Raw genomic sequence first — 18780 nt, forward strand, 5'->3', positions numbered from 1 at the left:
CCTCGCTCGCTTTACAAAATATTGGTCATCATGAATCAGGCAGAACAGCAGCGCCTCCTGGCTATCCTGGAGTATTGGCACAAGATCGAATTCTTTATCCCGTTTGACCTGAATCAAATCACGGACGTTGAAGACCAGTCCACCGTGCGTCTCCTGCACCGCGAACAGCTGGCGCAATTGCCGCTGCAGTTCGCCACGCAATGGCAAGTCCCGTCCGACCGCGAGATCGACGGCTTCTCGCTGTTCCTCGGCGTGTTCGACAAGGCGGAAATCAACAAGGCTTGTCCACCGGCCAACGGCCCGGAAAACATCGCCGACACAGAAAAAACAGAGCTGCTGGGACGCTCGTGCTTTGCCCGCCTGAATCTCAATGCGCTGGGCGAGCCGCAATTCGATCCCGTTTCCGTGTCGACGTTGCCGTGGGCCCTGGGCCGCGCGCGCACGCCGGACTGGTCGGGCCTGAGCCTGGACGCCTTCAGCGACAGCCAGCTGGCGCTGCAAGACAGCTTGCGCAATTTCGCCGCCGCCCGCGCACCCCAGCAAGTGACGGACGAGGCGGGCAATGTCTCATCGCCCCTGTCCGGCATGGAAATCGCGGCCCTGGCCGACCTGCTGCGCGACTGGGCCGGTTTCCACCCGTCCGCCGGCCAGCCGCTGGTCGTGCTCGAATTGCGCACGCGCAAGAAACGCGCCGCCGTGGCGGAAACCGACCTGGCTGAGGCCAGCCAGAACCGCAGCCTGGACTTCGGCGACGCGGTGGAACCATCGATCGATATCCTCAACAGTTTTTACCTCGACGACCTGGAACAGATCATCCGCGCCTTGCGCGGCGGCAAGCTGCCAGCCACCGTCGCCGCCTACCTGACGCCGCTGGCGCAGGATGAGCGCATCGACCTGTACAGCCCGGCTGGACGCCAGGCGCTGGCCGCCATGCTCAATCCGGGCAATATGAACCGCGGCCACTGGCTGGAAGACGCCAGCTACGCCATGAGCCTGATGCAGCAGTTCGCCATCCATGGCGCGCGCACGGGCTTGAGCGAACGCGGCATCTTTTCCGTCAATGGCCCGCCGGGCACGGGCAAGACGACCTTGTTGCGCGAATTGTTCGCTGACAACATCGTGCGCCGCGCCAGCGTGCTGTCCTGCCTGGACCGCGCCGGCGACGCCTTCATCGGCAAGGTGGCCGTGGCCTTCGAAGGCGTGCGCGACCCGATCACCATCGCGCGCTTGCGCCCGGAACTGACGGGCTTTGAAATGGTCGTCGCCTCGTCGAACAATGCGGCGGTGGAAAACATTTCAGGTGATTTACCTAAGCCCAAGCAGCTGGGCAAGGAATGGGCACGCACGCGTTACTTTGAAAGCGTGGCGCGCCGGGTCGTGGCCGACGGCAATGGCGCCAACCGCGCTCTGGCCGAACAAGAGGCGCCATGGGGCTTGATGTCCTGTGCGCTGGGCAATAGCGCGAACCGCCGCCGCTTCGTCAGCAATTTCTATGACGACGACTGGGATAAAACCACGGCGCGCAAGACGCCGAACGCACAGAATATCCGCCAATGGCTGGCCAGCTATCAGGGCGTCAGCTTCGCCCAGGCGGCGCGCGAGTTTCGCGAGACGGAACACGTGGTGGAAAAGGCCCTGGCCGAGCACGCCCAGTACGCTGCCCTGTGGCAAGCCGTGGGCACTTGCACGGAAGCCGACTTCATTGCGGCCAGCCAGCAGGCGCTGATTGCTGCGGAGCAAGAGATGGATGCGGCGAATGCCGCCCTGTCCGGCGCGCTGGCGCAGCAGGACACCCTGCTCGCCAGCAAGAAAGAATTGCTGGAAGAGGAACGCCTGGTGGCGCTGACGCAGCCCGGCTTTTTCGCCCGCCTGTTCCGCACGGCCCCGGCGCGCGCCTACAAAGATGCCGTCATCGCCAATGCCGAGGCGCAGCGCCAGGCCGCGCGCGACGTGTCCGCCATCAAGCTGCTGCTGAAAGGCGAGCTGGAACCGCGCTGCGAGCGCGCCCGCAACAGCCTGCACATCGCCCTGCGCACGGCGCAATCGCGCCAGCGCGAATGGGATGACAGCACGGAACTGCTGCGCCGCGCGCGCATGCGTTTCCCCACCATCATCGCCCCGGCCACCCTGGACGAGCTGGACGGCGACGCGCTGCAAATTGGCGGCCTGTGGCATGAACCGGCGCTGGCGCGCCTGCGCTCGCGCCTGTTCGCCAAGGCCCTGGCCCTGCATGAAGCCTGGCTGGCGGAAGTGGCGAAGAAGGGCGGGCCCGGCTTTGGCGGCAACTTGCTGGCCGTGTCGAAATTGCTGAAAAACAAGCGCGCGTATGACCAGTCGCACATCGCCATGGTCTGGCACAGCCTGTTCATGGTGGTGCCTGTCGTGTCGACCACGTTCGCCTCGTTCGCGCGCCAGTTCCAGGGCATGGGCCCCGAATCGTTGGGCTGGCTGTTCATCGATGAAGCGGGCCAGGCCGTGCCGCAAGCGGCGCTGGGCAGCCTGTGGCGCGCCAAGCGTGCCGTCGTCGTGGGCGACCCGCTGCAAATCGAACCCGTGTTCACGGTGCCGGGCCGCCTCGTGCAAACCTTGTCCGCCCTGTCGCCGCACACGCAGGATGGCAGTTACGCGCCAACTTCCGTTTCCGTGCAGACACTGGCCGACAAGGCCAACCGTTATGGCGCAGTCGTCGGCGCCGGCAGCGCCCAGCCGCTGTGGATCGGCAGCCCCCTGCGCGTGCACCGCCGCTGCGTGGAACCGATGTTTTCACTGGCCAACAGCATCGCCTATGAAGACAAGATGGTCTATGGCTTGAGCGACCGCACGCCGCCGGACGGTGCACGCGGCCTGACGCGTGGCCCCAGCCGCTGGATCGACGCTCTTGGTCCCGTCAGCTACAAGCAAGTGGTGCCCGTGCAGCTCGATTTCGTGCTGGAAGTGCTGCTGAAACTGTATCGCCGCGACGGCAAATTGCCCGACATGTATGTGATTACGCCGTTCAAGGCGGTGCGCAACGAATTGCGCTCGCGCATCGTCGATATGGACTGGGACCGTCGCCTCGGCTACGGCAAGGCACCGACGGCGCGCGAATTGCGCCAATGGAGCAGCCAGATGGTGGGCACCGTGCACACCTTCCAGGGCAAGGAACAAAGCGTGGTGATGCTGGTCCTGGGCGCCGACGACAGCACGGCCGGTGCCGCACAATGGGCGGCGGCCACGCCGAACCTGCTCAACGTGGCCCTGACGCGCGCGCAACACTTTGTGTACATCGTCGGTAACCCCTTGCTGTGGGGACAGTTGCCGCACTTTGCACCGGCGTGCGCGCAATTGCCGCATACGGGCATGCATGAGTTTTTGGTGGAAATGGGGTAACGGCCCCGAGACCATGCGGAACCACGTAATCCGACAATATTATTGGCGGCTCTTGTCGGATTACGCGTGGCTTCGCCTCGCTAATCCGACCTACCCTGCGCCGGAATGCGGCGTAGGTCGGATTAGCGTAGCGTAATCCGACACCACCCCAGTCAATTACGCCGGGAAAACGAGGGTAAATGTCGTGGCGGCCGCGTCGGATGCGACCGTCGCGCTGCCGCCGTGCAATTGCAGGATGGCCGTGACGATGGCCAGCCCTAATCCTGTGGAGGCGGCCGAGTCGCTGCGGGCCGGGTCGGCGCGGTAAAAACGCTCGAACAGGTGCGGCAAATGGCGCGCGGGGATGGCGGGGCCGAGGTTGCTCACGCTCAGTTCCACGCCCTCCTTCGTCGCATGCGAACGTAACAGTATCGTGCTGCCCGGCGCCGCATGGCGGATCGCATTCGACAGCAGATTGCCCAGCGCGCGGCGCAGCAGTTGCGGCTCGGCCATCACCGTGCCGCTGCCGTGGCAAGCCAGCGCCAGCTCGCGTTCTTCGGCCAGGCCCTCAAAGAAATCGGCCAGGCGCAAAAACTCGTCCTGCACGGGCAAGGTCTGCTTGACGAGCACCATTTCATCCTGCTGCGCGCGCGCCAGAAACAGCATGCTGTCGATCATGCGCGACAGCCGTTCCAGCTCTTCCACATTCGACGACACCAGCTGTTCATACTCTTGCGCACTACGGGGGCGAGCCAGCATGACCTGGCTTTGCCCCAGCAGATTGGTGACGGGCGTGCGAAATTCATGCGCCAGGTCGGCGGAAAACTGCGACAGCCGCGCATAGCCTTCCTGCAGCCGCGCCAGCATGGCGTTCAAGGCCTGGATCAGGGGCAGCAATTCCGTGGGCGCATCGCGCGCCTCCAGCTGCTGGCCCAGCTTGCCGGGCCGCACCAAGGCCGCATGCGCGGCAATATTGCGCAGCGGACGCAATCCCCGCAACAGCATCACGCTGGCCAGCAAGGCCGCCACCAGCGCGCTGACGGCAACCGACACGACGATCTGCCAGCGGTAGGCGGCAAACATGGCCGTGCGGTCGCCGTAGACGCGGGCGACGGAAATGTCGGCCATCTGCGCCGGGTCGCCGATGCGCGCGCTGGCCGCCACGACCCTGGCCGGATAGCCGTCGCGGCTGGTCCAGCTGACGATGTCGCTGGCCGTCACGGGTGCATCGACGGCCACGGGAACAGCATGCGCCACCGTCTCTCCATGCGGATTGACATCGATCAAACGCGTGCCATCGGCGCGCACGATGCGCACCAGCGAGTTTTCTTGCCCGCTCATGGTGTCGCGGAAATACTGGGGCCGCTCGCGGATGATGTCGAGGGTGCCCGCATTGCCCAGCAATTGCTGGATTTGCCGCAATTTTCCCAGCAATAAAATATCGTCGCGGCGCTCGATTTCCGCCACAAAAGAGCGGTACAAATGCATGCCCAGCCCGGCCGACACGAGCGCCACGATCAGCACGAAGACGAGCGTGACGCGCAGGGTCAGCGAGCGGCGCAGTTCTGCCAGCTTCATGCGGCCGCGCCGCTGTCTGGAGCGGATGGCGTGCGCAATTCGCAAACATAGCCCATGCCCCGCAAGGTGTGGATCAGCTTGGGTTCGAACGGATCGTCGAGCTTGCTGCGCAGGCGGCGGATGGCTGCGTCGATGACGTTGGTGTCGCTCTCAAAATTGATGTCCCACACTTGCGAAGCGATGATGGAGCGCGACAAGACCTCGCCCTGGCGCCGCGCCAGTAAATGCAGCAAGCCGAATTCCTTGGCCGTCAGGGTGATGCGCTGCCCTTGCCGGCTGACCTTGCGTTTCATTACGTCGATTTCCATGTCGCCGATGCGGATCACGTCATCTTCACGCGGCGGCCCGCGCCGCAGCAGGGTGCGGATGCGCGCCACCAGTTCGGCAAACGCGAACGGTTTCACCAGGTAATCGTCGGCGCCCAGTTCCAGCCCTTTCACACGGTCCTGCACTTCGTCGCGCGCCGTGAGGAAAATCACGGGCACATCCGCGCCGCCTTCCTGCAAGCGCAGCGCGCGCAGCACTTGCCAGCCATCCATGATGGGCAGCATGACGTCGAGCACGATCAAGTCGGGCGCGTCCGAACTCGCCATGTGCAAGCCGTCGCGGCCGTTGCGCGCCAGGCTCACCGTGAAGCCGGACTCGGCCAGGCCACGCAGCAAATAGTCGCCCGTCTTTGGTTCGTCTTCAATCACGAGGATGCGCATGGCCGCTTTCTAAAAGAATATAAAACCATTTTACGCCGCGCGCAGACGGCCGCGGATGATAAAAATGTCATGCGGCGATCATCTTCTCGTAGGGTAACACTGGCCATACTGGCGTCACTTTATTCAACGGACCGCCCCATGAAAACCCTGTTACTCGGCAGTACCCTGCTGTGCCTGCTGGCCAGTCCCGCCCACGCTCAATTGCGCAAGGTCGATGAGCTTTCTCTGGCAGCGGCCAACAAGCTGGCCGATGCGGCCATGGCCGCTTGCCAGGCGCAAGGACGGCACATCGTCGTCACCGTACTGGACCGTGGCGGCAATGTCGTGACGGTGCAGCGCGCCGATGGCGTCGGGCCGCACAACACGGAGGCCAGCCGGCGCAAGGCCTACACGGCCCTGTCGACGAAAAACGATACCCAGGCGCTGGCCGTGGCCGCGCGCGACAACCCCGACATGGCCAATTTGACGACACTGCCGGAACTGTTGCTGCTGGGCGGCGGCCTGCCCTTGCGCGCCAGGGGCGAAGTGGTCGGCGCCATCGGCGTCGCCGGTGGCGGTGGCGCCCTGCAAGACCGCGCCTGCGCCCAAGCCGCCCTGGCGGCCATGCCCGAACTCGATTCCCCCACCCTTTGAAAGAGACAACGATGACTTATCTGAAAAAAATCACCGCCACCCTGGCTTTCGCCAGCCTGTCCAGCATGGCTCTGGCCGCCGCCAATCCCTTGAGCGTGCACATCCTCGACCTGCAGAGCGGCCAGCCGACGGCGGGCGTGACGGTGACCCTGGAGCAAAAGAACGGTGAGGGCTGGCAACAGCTGGGCAGCGCCGTGACGAATGCGCAGGGGCGCATCGCGGCCATGTATCCGGCCGAGACGCCCATGCAGGCGGGCGACTACCGCATCGTGTTTAAAACAGGCGAACACTATGCGCGCCTGAAACAGGAAACCTTCTTCCCGGAAATTCCCGTGCAATTCCACGTGGAAAAGACTGACCAGCACTATCACATACCGTTGCTGCTCAGCCCTTTCGGCTTTTCCACGTATCGGGGTAACTGACCGTTGATCAGGCCACCGTTTTCGCCGTCTGGCCGAACAGCACGCTTTTCGCATCGCCGCTGACGGTGGGCTGCACGTTGATTTCGGCCGCGCGGGCATACGCGCGCACGGTGGCCGGACGGGCGGCAATGGCCGCGAACCAGCGCGCCAGGTGCGGAAAATCTTCCAGCTTCTGGCGCTGGCGCGCGTGCGGCACGATCCACGGGTAGATCGCCATGTCGGCGATGGAATACGTGTCGCCGGCAACGAACTCGCGGTCGGCCAGGCGCTTGTTCAGCACGCCGTATAAACGGTTCGTTTCATTGACGTAGCGCGTGATGGCGTACTCGATCGGTTCGGGCGCATATTGCACGAAATGGTGATTTTGCCCGGCCATGGGGCCCAGGCCGCCCATTTGCCAGAACAGCCATTGCATGACCTCGGCGCGGCCGCGCACGTCGGCCGGCAGGAATTGCCCGCTTTTTTCCGCCAGGTATTGCAAAATCGCCCCCGATTCGAACAGGGACAGGGGCGCGCCGCCATCTTCCGGGGCCTGGTCGACGATGGCGGGGATGCGGTTGTTGGGCGCGATGGCAAGAAACTCGGGCTTGAACTGCTCGCCCTTGCCGATATGTACGGGAATGATGTTGTAGGGGATGCCCGCTTCTTCCAGGAACATCGTCACCTTGTGCCCGTTGGGCGTGGTCCAGTAATACAGGTCGATCATCGTCGTCTTTCAGCTCGTTGGCATGGGGAGGGCGTAACTATTGTCGCGCCGCAACTGGTGTGCATGGATATAATGCCACGTAAGCGAAAAACAAGACGGCACCCAGGCGGCGCAAGCTTGCACTCGCCCCGTCACGCAGGCATCCCGACATTCCAGTGCACAAACAAAGAAAGCCGACCATGCGCAAACTCCTGATCGTCATGCTGTCCGTCCTGCTGTCAGGCTGTGTCCAGGACTTCGCCATCTACATGTTCGATGGGCAAGAGCATTCCCTGACCGTGCGCCGCCAGCAACGTTATTTTTGGCAAGATAGCGTGGAAGTGCAGCTGATGGCCACCAATTTGCCGCAATGCCAGCGCCTGCATATCCTGTCCACCGATGCACCGGCCGACATCACCGTCGAGCTGTTTGCGGCCGGCGATGGCTTGTGGAATATCCGCATGGGCAAGCAGTTGTGGCAGGCGGAAACGAACACCTGCAATGAGCTGACGGAAATGGAAAACGACCCGAAAGCCGACCTGGGCCAACCGGTCGGGCAATTCGTGGTCGTCGATGACAAGCTGGAATTCGAGCCGGCACCGCCAGCGGCGGCGCCGGCGCCGGCCCAGTAAATCAGCGCGCCGCCAGGCTGCGCAGCGGCTTTTTCGCCACGGCGCGTGGCGCGCCAGCCGAACTGCCCGCCAGACGCGACGCCGTCGCCGGCTCCTGCGCCGACAATTTGAAGCGCGTCACCAGTTGCGCCAGCACGGCCGCCTGGTCCTGCATGCTGGCCGCCGCTGCCGCCGCCTCTTCCACCAGTGCCGCATTTTGCTGCGTCACGCTATCCATTTCCGTGATCGCCTGGTTGACGTGGCCGATGCCCGTGCTTTGCTCGTGCGAGGCGGCCGTGATGTCGGCCATGATGTCGGTCACGCGCGACACGGAAGCGACCACCTGATCCATGGTCGTGCCCGCCTGTGCGACGAGGGCGCTGCCGGCCGCGATGCTGTCGACGGAAGCGCCGATGAGTTCCTTGATTTCCTTCGCCGCGCCCGCCGAGCGCTGCGCCAGGTTGCGCACTTCCGACGCCACCACGGCAAAGCCGCGGCCCTGCTCGCCGGCGCGCGCCGCTTCCACGGCCGCGTTCAAGGCCAGGATATTTGTCTGGAAGGCGATGCCATCGATGACGCCGATGATGTCGACGATCTTGCGCGACGAGGCGTTGATGGTGTCCATGGTGCCGATCACTTGCGCCACCACGGCGCCGCCCTGGCGCGCCACGGCCGAGGCGGACTGCGCCAGTTCATTTGCCTGCACGGCATTGCCCGCGTTTTGCGTCACGGTCGAGGTCAATTCCTCCATCGAGGCCGCCGTTTCTTCCAGTGAACTGGCTTGCATTTCCGTGCGCGCCGACAAGTCCATATTGCCGCTGGCAATCTCGCTCGATGCCGTGGCAATCGTTTCGGCACTGTGGCGTATCTCGCTGATCGCGTCGACCAGGTTGGCCTGCATGGTTTTCATCGCATACAGCACGCTGTGGCGGTCGTTGGCATGCGTGCGCACGGCGCCGCTCAAGTCGTTATTCGCGATCTGGGCAGCCACGTCGGCCGCATATTCGGGATCGCCGCCCAGCGCATGGCGCAGGCTGCGGTTGATCGCCACGACGACGGCGGCCAGCAAGCCGCACACCAGCAGCAGTACGCCCAGCGAGGTGATCAGCGACTGGCGGAAGGCCGCGTCGATATCGTCCATGTACACGCCCACCACGATGGTCCAGCTCCACGGCTTGTAGGCCACCACGCGGCTCATCTTCGGTTCGGCGTTCTTCTGGCCGGGACGGGGGAAGTAATAGTGGACGAAGCCCTTGCCCGCATCGCTCTTGCCGACGGCAACGATGTCGCGGTACAGATAGGTGCCGTTGGCATCTTTAAAATCCGACATGTTCTTGCCGTTGGTTTGCGGCGCGGCGGGATTCATCACGACAACGGCATCGAGGTTGATGATGGACAAATAACCAGTCTCGCCAAAGCGCATGCTCTTGATGACGGCCGTGGCCTGCTTCTGCGCTTCTTCCGGCGTCAGGGCGCCGCTGGCGGCCAGGTCGCCGAACATCTTGACTGCGCCCAGGCCCAGATCGGCGGCATTGCTCAGGTCGGCGCTGCGCTCTTCGATGCGGATCTTGCGAATTTCCAGCGCGTTATAGACAAAAATAACGGTGATGCATAACAGGCTGCAAATCAGGGGGATCCATAACTTCTGCTGGAACGTCAATTTCTTCATGCTGTGTCTCCAACTCTCTATTGTGCGGCGAAGGGGCGTGGCCTGCTTCCAGCTCTGCAGGCCAGGAATGCGGCGGCGACGGTGCTCTGGCGGCACCGTTCAGACGTTTCCAGCATACGCTCGAACGACCGATACTTACAATGCTGGGAAGCAATGTTTTTTACACAGTGTTGTTAATGGGCTGCGACAATTGATGAGAATTGATGCTGCATTGCGGCAAAAAAGCATGCAGATAGGCGAAGGCAAGGCAGGCGGGGGTGGCGTGCGTGTGTCAAAATGCACGCCGGCCGATACACGACGCACTACGACGAATCACGAAAGAACAGCATGACCAAGAATGAAGCCATGAAACGCATCAACGACCGCCTGGGCAAACCCACCCTGACGGACAAGAACACGCATTTTGCCAGCGTCGCCAGCTATGGCACAGACGAAGGCTGGTGGCTGAAGATTCCCTTCCTGACCTTCAAGCAGGAATTGCACTTCATCCTCAACAATGAGAAAACGAAAAGCTTCCAGCACCTGAAAATCGGCGCCAGCCAGATCCTCAGCCCCGGCATGAGGTTCCGCAGCACGGGCGGCGCCGCCGACGCCTTCATGTCGGCCTCGGCGCCGAAACGCCTGGTCGACTTGCTCGATGGCGGCAGCAAGTACAATTTTACAAAACACTTCGTCAACGATTATCGCTACTGATGCATAGCCGTGTTGCCTGACGGCAGTTGCGGCGGCAGCCAGGCCTTCAGCAAATGCTGCGCGATGTCGAGCGCGTCGTCGCGGCTGGTACCGAAATGCAGGGGATAGCCCCAGAACTGGCCGAACAGGACGGCGAAGGCCTTGCCGGCCAGGCGCTTCGCGGCGCTCGGTTCGACCAGCACCATGCCCTGGATATACGCGCGCAGGGCGGCCTTGTGCCGCTTCATCCACAGTACGGCGCGCTTGCGCTCTTCCTGCGGATGCGCATGCCCCTCTTCGTCCAGGCCCTCTTCGCTGAGGATGACAAACGCCTGCTGGCGCGCCAGCAAGTCTTCGAACTGGGCGAACAAGGCATCGTCGGGGCTGCTGGAGGCGCTGTCGCGGCGCATCCAGACGAGGGGGAAATCGGTGATATCGAGTTGCATGGGAGACTCCTTCAAGGGGTGGCCGTTCCTCCTTACCTTCATCAGAACACGGGCGGCGGCGGTTACCGTTGAAGCGGGGCGGCGGATGCCCATACGATAGCGTTGGCGGCATGGCGCGTCATTGCATAAAATGGCCACAATATTATTCAATCCAGCCAAAGTCTTCCCATGCCCCATCCCCTCTTGCCCAGCATGCTGATGGCCCACCTGGGCCTGGACGTCGGCGCCTCCATCATCGATTTCGACGTCGATGGCGTGCTGCGTCCCTTGTTGGCCGTGGGCCTGGCCAGCGTGCCCGAGGATGCGGAACAGGCGCCGCACCAGCACCGCAAGGGGCAGCTGCTGTATGCCACGCGGGGCGTGATTCATTGCGAGGTGGAAAGCGGCGTGTGGATCGTGCCGCCCCAGTGCGCCGTGTGGATACCGGGCGGCCTGATGCATGCCGCGCAGGGCGTGGGCGAGGCGCAATGTTATTGCCTGTTTGTCGAGCCGACCATGGCACCGGCCTTGCCCACCGTCTGCTGCACCGTGGCCGTCTCGCCCTTGCTGCGCGAACTGATCGCCAAGGCGGCCTGTTTTCCCACCCTGACCGCGCTGCACGGCGCGCAGGAACGCCTGGTGGCCACCCTGCTCGATGAGTTGGCCACGGCGCCGGTGGAAGACTTGCATTTGCCGATACCGCGCGATGCGCGCCTGCGCCGCCTGGCCGCCCTGCTGCTGGCGCAGCCAGCCGATAAAAGCACCCTGGCCGAATGGGCCAGGCGCATCGGCATGAGCGAGCGCAGCATGACCCGGCAGTCATTGGAGGAAATGGGCATGAGCGTGGGCCGCTGGCGCCGGCAATTGCACGTCATCCTGGCCTTGCAAGGGCTGGCGCAAGGGCATAGCGTGAAAGCCGTGGCGCTCGAACTCGGTTATGAAAACACCAGCGGTTTTGTCACCATGTTCCGCAAGGCGGTGGGCAAGCCACCAGCGCGTTATCTGGCGCAACGCGAATCCGGAAGAGTATAAAAAAAGGCGGCATCAGCCGCCTTCGTCGTGCATCGTCGCCTAAACAATCAAACTTCGCGCGCCAGGGCCAAAAATTCCGTGCGCAGCGCCAGGTTCGGCTGCATCTCGCCCAGCATCGCCGAGGTGATGGTTTCTTCGCCCGGCGTGCGGATGCCGCGGCTTTCCATGCACAGGTGACGGCAGCGTACGACCACGCCCACCGATTTCGGTTCCAGCACTTCCATCAGGGCATTGGCGATCTGCATCGTCATGCGTTCCTGCACTTGCAGGCGCTTGGAAAAGCAATCGACCAGGCGCGTCAGTTTCGACAGGCCGACGATCTTGCCGTTGGGTACATAACCGATGGTGGCTTTGCCAAAGAACGGCGCCAGATGGTGTTCGCAATGGCTGTAGACGGGGATGCCGCGCACGACGATCAGCTCGTTGTACTGTTCCGCGCCATCTTCAAAGGCTTTCAGCAAGTCCACCGGATCCTGGCCATAACCGGACGTCCAGTGCTTCCACGCCTTGGCCACGCGTGCCGGCGTTTCCAGCAAGCCGGGACGCTGCGGATCTTCGCCAAAGCTGCTGATCAGCCGACGCCAGTCGTTTTCGGAGAATTCTTCTTGAGACATGCTACACCACCCTAAAATTTTCAATTGCCGCCAGTATATAGAAAATGCGGCAAGCTGCCTGAGCAGCCCCCGCTTTACGCCACTGCCGGCGGGCGGTGCGCTCTCACCAGCAACGCGGAAATCGACACGCTGGAACTGGCTTCCGGCCACGCATCGCCGGGGCCGAACCAGCGCGCCTCGGCGATCTCGTTCTCGTCCAGACGGATCTCGCCGTCGAGGTAATCGGCCGTAAACGCAATCATCAGCGAGTGGGGAAACGGCCAGGACTGGCTCATGAAGTACTGCAAGTTATGCACGCGCAAGCCCACCTCTTCCATCACTTCGCGGTGCACCGCTTCCTCGATCGATTCGCCCGCTTCCAGGAAACCGGCCAGCGGACTGAAGCGCTGCGATGGCGAATGCTTGTGCATGGCCAGCAGCACGGAATCGCCCTTGCGGATCAGCACCATCATGGCCGGTGAGATGCGCGGATACGCCAGCATGCCGCAGGCGGCGCAAGTAAAACAACGTTCGCCGCGCGTGCGCTGCATGGGCGTGGCGCACACGCCGCAATGGCGGTGCGTGCGCGCCCACTCGGCCAGTTGCACCGCGCGGCTGGCCAGGCCCAGGAAGTCATCATCGACGGTATTAAAGAGCGAGCGCATGGCGTGCCAGGCCAGGGCACTATCGGCGGGCAGCAGCTCCGCATCCGTCCAGACGGTCTGGCAATAGCGGCCCTGCCACAGGCCCACGGGCTGGGCGCGGCTCAGGTCGATATCGAGCGCAGCCGCCTCGGCGGCCGTGGGCAGGGTCAGCTCAGGCGAGCGCAACAATAAACGCCCGCGGTGAAAGACAAACGTCAGCGTCTCGGTGGCGGCCGGAGCCGGTTCGGGTGGGTCGATCAGGGGGACAAAGGCATCAGGAGTCTGCAGCATGCTGGGCGGAAATTTGTAAAGGTTGCTCATCATACTCCCGCTGCCGGACGCTTGCGCGCATAGCAGCGGCGAAGCTGCAAAGCAAGGATTCATGCGCCATGACAGTGTTTTTTTTGCGGTACATCCAATCCGTTGCGTAAACGATACTGATAACGATTCTCATTTACGAAATAGCGCCCAGTTATTACAATACCGCCTATTCCGTCTCCATCGCCAGCCACTTGCCCGCGTGCCCAAGCACAGCGGCGCAGAGCCAGCCAGGAACTACCAACCTGAACTTATCGAGAGAGCAAGATGGCAATCAAGAGCCGCAAACACGCCGCAACCCGTTTCAACCAGCACATCGGCGCCGCCCTGGCCGTGATGCTGCTGCCCGTCGCCGCCCAGGCGGCCGACCCGGCCGGCCAGAGTGCCCCGGCATCGCAGCAAACCCTGAACGAAATCAAAGTCGTGGGCTCCAAGGAAAATGATTTCAAGGCCGAAAAAGCCTCGTCGCCGAAATACACGGAAGAGCTGGTCAATACGCCGCAAACCATCGTCGTAATCAAGAAGGAATTGATCGAACAGCAAGGCGCGCTGACCCTGACGGACGCACTGCGCAACACGCCAGGCGTCGGCACTTTCTTCCTCGGCGAAAACGGCAACACGAACACGGGCGACGCCGTCTACATGCGCGGTTTCGATTCGTCCGGCAGCATCTATGTCGATGGCGTACGCGATGTGGGCTCCATTTCGCGCGACGTCTTCAACATCGAACAGATCGATGTGCTGAAGGGCCCGGCGGGCACGGACAGCGGCCGCGGCTCGCCCACCGGTTCGATCAATCTGGTCAGCAAGACGGCCAGCATGGAAAACAAGTTCAATTCCCTGCTGACGGCGGGCAGCGGCAAGCAGAAACGCGCCACGGCCGACTGGAACCGCGTCCTCGACAGCGATTCTGGCACGGCCATGCGCCTGAACCTGATGACGCAGGACAGCGGCAACCCGGCGCGCGATGAAGTCACCAACAAGCGCTGGGCCTTCGCGCCCACCGTCACCTTCGGCATCGGCAAACCGACGCGCATCACGGCCAGTTACCTGCACGTGGACCAAAATAACGTGCCCGACGGCGGCGTGCCGACCATCGGCTTGCCTGGCTACTCGACGCCGGACGTCGCCACGAAGGAACAACCGGTCATCCGCACCTTCCTGAACAGCGCCGCCAGGGTCGACACGAAGAATTTCTACGGTTCCACCGCGGACTACGACAAGGTCAAGGCCGACATGGGCACCTTGCGCATCGACCATGATTTCTCGCCCAACGTGCAGCTCCAGAACACCACGCGCTACGGCAAGACCAAGCAGGATTACCTGCTGACGGCCTTCATGGGCAGCATGGCCAACCTGAAGACACCGGTCCCGACCGATCCGTCGACCTGGACCATGGCGCGCTCGCTGCGCACCGTGAAGGATCAGGAAAACACGATTCTGACCAACCAGACCGTGGTCAGCGCACAGTTCGACACGGGCGTGCTGAAGCACTCCGTGGTGGCCGGCGCCGAGTTCACCAGCGAAAAGCAGACCAACTACAGCTATGTGCCTGCCAGCCTGGGTACCTTGCCGGATGCCAATCTGTACCATCCGAATCCGCGTGACACCGTCACCGGCCACAACCCCGTGCGCAGCGGCGCCTTCACGGAAGGCGAAGTCAACACGCAAAGCCTGTATGTGTTCGACACCGTCAAGTTCGGCGACAAGTGGATCTTCAACGGCGGCGTGCGCTTCGACCATTTCAACACCAGCTATGACGCCGTCACCCTGCAAACGGCCGTCAAGGCGCCAGCGGTACAGCCATTGCCAGTGGGCACGCCAATTCCTGCTCACATCACCCTGAACGACACCTTCGCCAACGGCAAGATCTCGGCCATGTACAAGCCGACGCCGGACAGCAGCGTATACGCCTTGCTGGCCACGTCGAAGGCGCCGCCAGGCACCAATTTTGCGCTGAGCACCGGCGCCAGCAGCGCGCAAAACCCGAAATATGACCCGCAGGAAACCATCACCAAGGAAATCGGTACCAAGTGGGACTTCCTGAAGCAAAAACTGTCGCTGTCGGCCGCCGTCTACCAGACCACCGTCAAGAATGAGGTGGAACAGGATCCTGTGATCCCGACCATTTATTACCAGACCGGCAAGAAGCGCGTGGAAGGCATCGAAATCGGCGTGGTCGGCGAAGTCATGCCGAACTGGCTGGTCAGCGCTGGCTACACGCGCATGAATACCAAGGTCGAGTCGGGCAAGGTCGTCACGGCCAGCGGCATCAATAACCTCAGCTACACGCCAAAACAGGCGTTCACCAGCTGGACTTCGTACACCCTGCCGTTTGGCCTGAAGATCGGCGGCGGCGCGCGTTACGTGGGTGAAATGCTGCGCGGTACCGATGGCGCCGTCGGCACGCCAGCCCGGGTGGATGCGTACTGGGTTGTCGACGCCATGGCAACCTATACCGTCAACAAAAACCTCGACTTGCAGTTGAACGCCTACAACCTGGCCGACAAGACCTATGTGGCGGCCATCAACAAGTCCGGCTTCCGCTACACCCCGGGCCAGCCCCGTTCGTTCAGCCTGACGGCAAATATCAAGTTCTAAACACGCAGCGCGCCACATCGGGCCCCTCTACGGAGGGGCTTTTTTATTGTCCTGATAATCTTGTCTTTTTGCCGCACCACCCCCTTGCCGCGACTAGCGTATGAAAAGTCATACAGCGATCACCCTTCGCGTCCAATATTTCGCGCAAGCACGCCAAATTGCGACATCTAAGCAACAAAAAAGCTTCCTTAAATCAACAACTTAAGAAGTTAGGTCGCAAATTCCCATTTCAGGCATATCCTTTGCTATGTACAGGTTTTGCTGCAAATAATCGCTGGCACGCAAAGGCTTGTTTTTGAGAAATACTGACTCCAAGCTTGAGTTGCTCGCTATCAATAATCCGCTCACAGCGGCGTTTCACCGGAGGAGTCAAAATGAAAAAGAAACGGCCATTAACCCTGTACATCCTGATTGCCATGATCCTCGGCATTGCCGTCGGTTATGGATGCAACACCGCCTTCCCTGATGCCAAGCTCAGCGCTCAGATCGCTGGCAATATTTCCATCGTCACCGACGTCTTCTTGCGCCTGATCAAGATGATCATTGCGCTGCTGGTATTTTCCACGCTGACAGTCGGTATCGCCCACATGGGCGACGGCAAGACGGCGGGCCGCATCGGCTTGAAAGCCATGTGCTGGTTCGTGGTTGCCTCGCTGGTCTCGCTGGCGCTGGGCATGGTGCTGTCGAACCTGATGCAGCTGGGTACCAACCTGGGCCTGCCGCTGCCGGACGTACACGCGTCGACCAATTTGAAAACGGCCGCCTTCACCTTGAAAGATTTCTTCACGCACCTGGTGCCGAAGTCGCCGATCGAGGCCATGGCCAACAATGAAATCCTGCAAGTGCTGGTGTTCTCGATCTTCTTCGGCGGCGCACTGGCCGGCCTGGGCGAATCGGGCAAGACCCTGACGGCCGTTGTCGACCAGCTGGCACAAGTCATGCTGCGCATCACCGGCACCATCATGAACCTGGCCCCGCTGGCCGTGTTCGCCGCCATGGCCTCCGTCATCACCACCCACGGCCTGGGCGTGCTGGTCACGTTCGCCAAGTTCATGGGCGGCTTCTACATAGGCCTGCTGTGCCTGTGGGCCCTGCTGATCGGCGCTGGCTTCGTCGTCATCGGCCCGCGCATCTTCAAGCTCGTCGGCCTGATCCGCGAACCATTCCTGCTGGCCTTCTCGACGGCCAGCTCGGAAGCGGCGTATCCAAAACTGCTGACGGCGCTCGACCAGTTCGGCGTGGACCGCAAGATTTCCAGTTTTGTGTTGCCAATGGGCTACTCCTTCAACCTCGACGGCTCGATGATGTACTGCACCTTCGCCGTGCTGTTCATTGCACAAGCCTACGGTATCGACCTGTCGATCGGCACGCAGATCACCATGCTGCTGCTGCTGATGCTGACCTCGAAAGGCATGGCCGGCGTGCCGCGCGCCTCGCTGGTGGTGATTGCCGCGACCCTGAACCAGTTCAATATCCCGGAAGCGGGCTTGCTGCTGCTGATGGGCGTCGACCAATTCCTCGACATGGGTCGCTCGGCCACCAACGCGGTCGGCAATGCCGTCGCCACGGCCGTCGTCGCCAAGTGGGAGGGTGGCCTGGCCACCGAGGAAGAAGCCGCTGCGGCCAACGCCGCCAACCAGAACACGGAAAGCCATTGGGGCGAAGCTGACCACGCTAGCAAAGCCTGATAGCGCCATGGCCCGCCACAAGCGGGCCATTTATTTGTTGTCCATGTTGAGTAACAAGCAGTCAGGTAGTGCGATCAGTAGTCATTCCAACTTATTAGAGAGATTTTCATGAAAAAAGTCCTGTTTACCCTGCTGGCCCTTGGCGCAGCTTCCGGCGGCGCATTGGCGCAATCGAGCGTGACCATGTATGGCGTGGCTGACGCCGGCCTGGTGTTCGACAAGGATGCGGCCGGCGACCGCCTGAACCGCGTTGCCTCCGGCATCGCCTCCGGCTCGCGCATCGGCTTCAAAGGCAAGGAAGACCTCGGTGCTGGCCTGGCCGCCATTTTCGTGCTGGAAAGTGGCTTCAACATCGATACCGGCACCTCGGGCCAGGGCGGCCGGCTGTTCGGCCGCCAGTCGTACGTCGGCCTGACCGGCAGCGCCGGCGCCGTCACCTTGGGCCGCCAATACACGCCGTACTACCTGGCCCTGCGCGACGTGGCCGATCCGTTCGTCATCGGCCTGGCCGGCACGGCGTCGAACATTATGTCGACGACGAATTACCGCGTCGATAATATGGTGCAATACAGCACGCCGACCTATAGCCGCCTGTCGGCCGACCTGGCGTATGGCTTTGGCGAAGTGGCCGGCGACAATGCGAAAAGCCGCAGCATGGGCGGCGCCGTGCACTACATCGACGGTCCGCTGAACGTGACCCTGACGCACCACCGCCTGGAAAATGCGCTGGCGACCATCCAAACGCGCAACACCCTGCTGGCCACGCGCTACGACTTCGGCGTGCTGCAAGGCAACTTCGGCTATGCAGACAACCGCGCCATCGACGACAACAAGAGCAACGACAGCAAGAGCAATGACATCCTCGTCGGCTTCAGCGCTCCGTTCGGCGCCACCAAGCTGGTCGCGTCGTACATCCGCCACAACGACAAGAGCATTGCCAACCGTGACGCCCAGCAGTGGGCCATCGGCGCCTTCTATGCGCTGTCCAAGCGCAGCGACCTGTACACAGGTTACGGCCACATCAGCAACAAGAACGGCGCTACCTACAAGGTTGGCAATGCCACCGACGATGGCACCGGTAACAGCGGTTTCAACCTGGGCATGCGCCACACGTTCTAAGGACATTGAGCTGTCCGTAAAATAAAAGCGTGAGC

16 protein-coding genes are annotated in these 18780 nt (G+C 62.3%); 9 read left to right on the forward strand and 7 right to left on the reverse strand.

Going from position 1 to position 18780, the window contains the following annotated elements; translation table 11 throughout:
* Window positions 1-30 precede the first annotated feature (30 nt).
* Window positions 31-3369 (forward strand): AAA domain-containing protein, encoded by a 3339-nt coding sequence (locus tag C8C92_RS00325; RefSeq protein WP_243420066.1) that lies wholly within the window; start codon window positions 31-33, stop codon window positions 3367-3369.
* 156 nt (window positions 3370-3525) lie between these two features.
* Here C8C92_RS00325 and C8C92_RS00330 read toward each other — a convergent pair whose 3' ends face one another.
* On the reverse strand, window positions 3526-4926 hold the full coding sequence (locus C8C92_RS00330) for a heavy metal sensor histidine kinase (protein WP_116742724.1): 1401 nt from the start codon (window positions 4924-4926) through the stop codon (window positions 3526-3528).
* The gene (locus C8C92_RS00335) at window positions 4923-5633 is read right to left on the reverse strand and encodes a heavy metal response regulator transcription factor (protein ID WP_116742725.1); all 711 of its coding nucleotides are present in this window, start codon (window positions 5631-5633) and stop codon (window positions 4923-4925) included. The genes C8C92_RS00330 and C8C92_RS00335 overlap by 4 nt, the downstream gene beginning before the upstream one ends.
* Window positions 5634-5771: 138 nt before the next feature.
* Here C8C92_RS00335 and C8C92_RS00340 point away from each other — a divergent pair, with 138 nt between their 5' ends.
* Together C8C92_RS00340 and uraH are read left to right on the forward strand one after the other, a co-directional pair.
* Entirely contained in the window at window positions 5772-6266 is a 495-nt protein-coding gene (locus C8C92_RS00340; RefSeq protein ID WP_116742726.1) for a heme-binding protein, read from the forward strand.
* A gap of 11 nt (window positions 6267-6277) precedes the next feature.
* Window positions 6278-6688, forward strand: coding sequence for a hydroxyisourate hydrolase (gene uraH, locus C8C92_RS00345; protein WP_116742727.1), 411 nt, complete (start codon window positions 6278-6280; stop codon window positions 6686-6688).
* Between the two features lie 7 nt (window positions 6689-6695).
* On the opposite strand, the gene C8C92_RS00350 is transcribed toward uraH, so the two are convergent.
* Window positions 6696-7394, reverse strand: a complete 699-nt coding sequence (locus C8C92_RS00350; RefSeq protein ID WP_116742728.1) for a glutathione binding-like protein — start codon at window positions 7392-7394, stop codon at window positions 6696-6698.
* Window positions 7395-7573: 179 nt separating this feature from the next.
* Between C8C92_RS00350 and C8C92_RS00355 the strand changes: the two genes are divergently transcribed.
* Window positions 7574-8005: a hypothetical protein gene (locus C8C92_RS00355; protein ID WP_116742729.1), complete on the forward strand. Its 432-nt coding sequence runs from the start codon at window positions 7574-7576 to the stop codon at window positions 8003-8005.
* A 1-nt stretch (window position 8006) separates the two neighbouring features.
* On the opposite strand, the gene C8C92_RS00360 is transcribed toward C8C92_RS00355, so the two are convergent.
* Window positions 8007-9653, reverse strand: a complete 1647-nt coding sequence (locus C8C92_RS00360; protein ID WP_116742730.1) for a methyl-accepting chemotaxis protein — start codon at window positions 9651-9653, stop codon at window positions 8007-8009.
* A gap of 327 nt (window positions 9654-9980) precedes the next feature.
* Between C8C92_RS00360 and C8C92_RS00365 the strand changes: the two genes are divergently transcribed.
* Window positions 9981-10346 carry a hypothetical protein gene (locus tag C8C92_RS00365; protein ID WP_099761670.1) on the forward strand — a complete coding sequence of 122 codons (366 nt, stop codon included), beginning with the start codon at window positions 9981-9983 and terminating at the stop codon, window positions 10344-10346.
* On the opposite strand, the gene C8C92_RS00370 is transcribed toward C8C92_RS00365, so the two are convergent.
* Window positions 10340-10771: a hypothetical protein gene (locus C8C92_RS00370; protein ID WP_116742731.1), complete on the reverse strand. Its 432-nt coding sequence runs from the start codon at window positions 10769-10771 to the stop codon at window positions 10340-10342. The genes C8C92_RS00365 and C8C92_RS00370 overlap by 7 nt on opposite strands.
* Window positions 10772-10939: 168 nt before the next feature.
* On the opposite strand from C8C92_RS00370, the gene C8C92_RS00375 reads away from it, so the two are divergent.
* Entirely contained in the window at window positions 10940-11782 is an 843-nt protein-coding gene (locus C8C92_RS00375) for a helix-turn-helix transcriptional regulator (RefSeq protein ID WP_243420067.1), read from the forward strand.
* Window positions 11783-11829: 47 nt separating this feature from the next.
* Here the strand turns inward: C8C92_RS00375 and folE are convergent, their stop codons facing one another.
* Both folE and nudC read right to left on the reverse strand, forming a co-directional pair.
* A complete protein-coding gene (gene folE / locus C8C92_RS00380; RefSeq protein WP_035822985.1) occupies window positions 11830-12396 on the reverse strand; it encodes a GTP cyclohydrolase I FolE in 567 nt (188 codons plus the stop codon).
* 74 nt (window positions 12397-12470) lie between these two features.
* The gene (gene nudC, locus C8C92_RS00385) at window positions 12471-13310 is read right to left on the reverse strand and encodes an NAD(+) diphosphatase (protein WP_116745795.1); all 840 of its coding nucleotides are present in this window, start codon (window positions 13308-13310) and stop codon (window positions 12471-12473) included.
* Between the two features lie 294 nt (window positions 13311-13604).
* Between nudC and C8C92_RS00390 the strand changes: the two genes are divergently transcribed.
* The 3 genes from C8C92_RS00390 to C8C92_RS00400 all read left to right on the forward strand — a co-directional run bounded on the left by C8C92_RS00390 (window position 13605) and on the right by C8C92_RS00400 (window position 18745).
* Complete coding sequence (locus C8C92_RS00390; protein WP_116742732.1) at window positions 13605-15938, forward strand: catecholate siderophore receptor Fiu; 2334 nt, start codon at window positions 13605-13607, stop codon at window positions 15936-15938.
* Between the two features lie 374 nt (window positions 15939-16312).
* On the forward strand, window positions 16313-17626 hold the full coding sequence (locus tag C8C92_RS00395; RefSeq protein ID WP_099761662.1) for a dicarboxylate/amino acid:cation symporter: 1314 nt from the start codon (window positions 16313-16315) through the stop codon (window positions 17624-17626).
* Window positions 17627-17734: 108 nt separating this feature from the next.
* Window positions 17735-18745: a porin gene (locus tag C8C92_RS00400; RefSeq protein WP_099761660.1), complete on the forward strand. Its 1011-nt coding sequence runs from the start codon at window positions 17735-17737 to the stop codon at window positions 18743-18745.
* The last annotated feature ends 35 nt before the right edge of the window (window positions 18746-18780 follow it).

It is taken from the genome of Janthinobacterium sp. 78 (assembly GCF_003096775.1).
In the GTDB taxonomy this organism is placed as follows: domain Bacteria; phylum Pseudomonadota; class Gammaproteobacteria; order Burkholderiales; family Burkholderiaceae_D; genus Janthinobacterium; species Janthinobacterium tructae.

Coding starts and splice junctions, on each gene's coding strand:
- C8C92_RS00325 (WP_243420066.1), top strand. CDS start 31: ATGAATCAGGCAGAACAGCAGCGCCTCCTGGCTATCCTGGAGTATTGG.
- C8C92_RS00330 (WP_116742724.1), bottom strand. CDS start 4,926: ATGAAGCTGGCAGAACTGCGCCGCTCGCTGACCCTGCGCGTCACGCTC.
- C8C92_RS00335 (WP_116742725.1), bottom strand. CDS start 5,633: ATGCGCATCCTCGTGATTGAAGACGAACCAAAGACGGGCGACTATTTG.
- C8C92_RS00340 (WP_116742726.1), top strand. CDS start 5,772: ATGAAAACCCTGTTACTCGGCAGTACCCTGCTGTGCCTGCTGGCCAGT.
- uraH (WP_116742727.1), top strand. CDS start 6,278: ATGACTTATCTGAAAAAAATCACCGCCACCCTGGCTTTCGCCAGCCTG.
- C8C92_RS00350 (WP_116742728.1), bottom strand. CDS start 7,394: ATGATCGACCTGTATTACTGGACCACGCCCAACGGGCACAAGGTGACG.
- C8C92_RS00355 (WP_116742729.1), top strand. CDS start 7,574: ATGCGCAAACTCCTGATCGTCATGCTGTCCGTCCTGCTGTCAGGCTGT.
- C8C92_RS00360 (WP_116742730.1), bottom strand. CDS start 9,653: ATGAAGAAATTGACGTTCCAGCAGAAGTTATGGATCCCCCTGATTTGC.
- C8C92_RS00365 (WP_099761670.1), top strand. CDS start 9,981: ATGACCAAGAATGAAGCCATGAAACGCATCAACGACCGCCTGGGCAAA.
- C8C92_RS00370 (WP_116742731.1), bottom strand. CDS start 10,771: ATGCAACTCGATATCACCGATTTCCCCCTCGTCTGGATGCGCCGCGAC.
- C8C92_RS00375 (WP_243420067.1), top strand. CDS start 10,940: ATGCCCCATCCCCTCTTGCCCAGCATGCTGATGGCCCACCTGGGCCTG.
- folE (WP_035822985.1), bottom strand. CDS start 12,396: ATGTCTCAAGAAGAATTCTCCGAAAACGACTGGCGTCGGCTGATCAGC.
- nudC (WP_116745795.1), bottom strand. CDS start 13,310: ATGCTGCAGACTCCTGATGCCTTTGTCCCCCTGATCGACCCACCCGAA.
- C8C92_RS00390 (WP_116742732.1), top strand. CDS start 13,605: ATGGCAATCAAGAGCCGCAAACACGCCGCAACCCGTTTCAACCAGCAC.
- C8C92_RS00395 (WP_099761662.1), top strand. CDS start 16,313: ATGAAAAAGAAACGGCCATTAACCCTGTACATCCTGATTGCCATGATC.
- C8C92_RS00400 (WP_099761660.1), top strand. CDS start 17,735: ATGAAAAAAGTCCTGTTTACCCTGCTGGCCCTTGGCGCAGCTTCCGGC.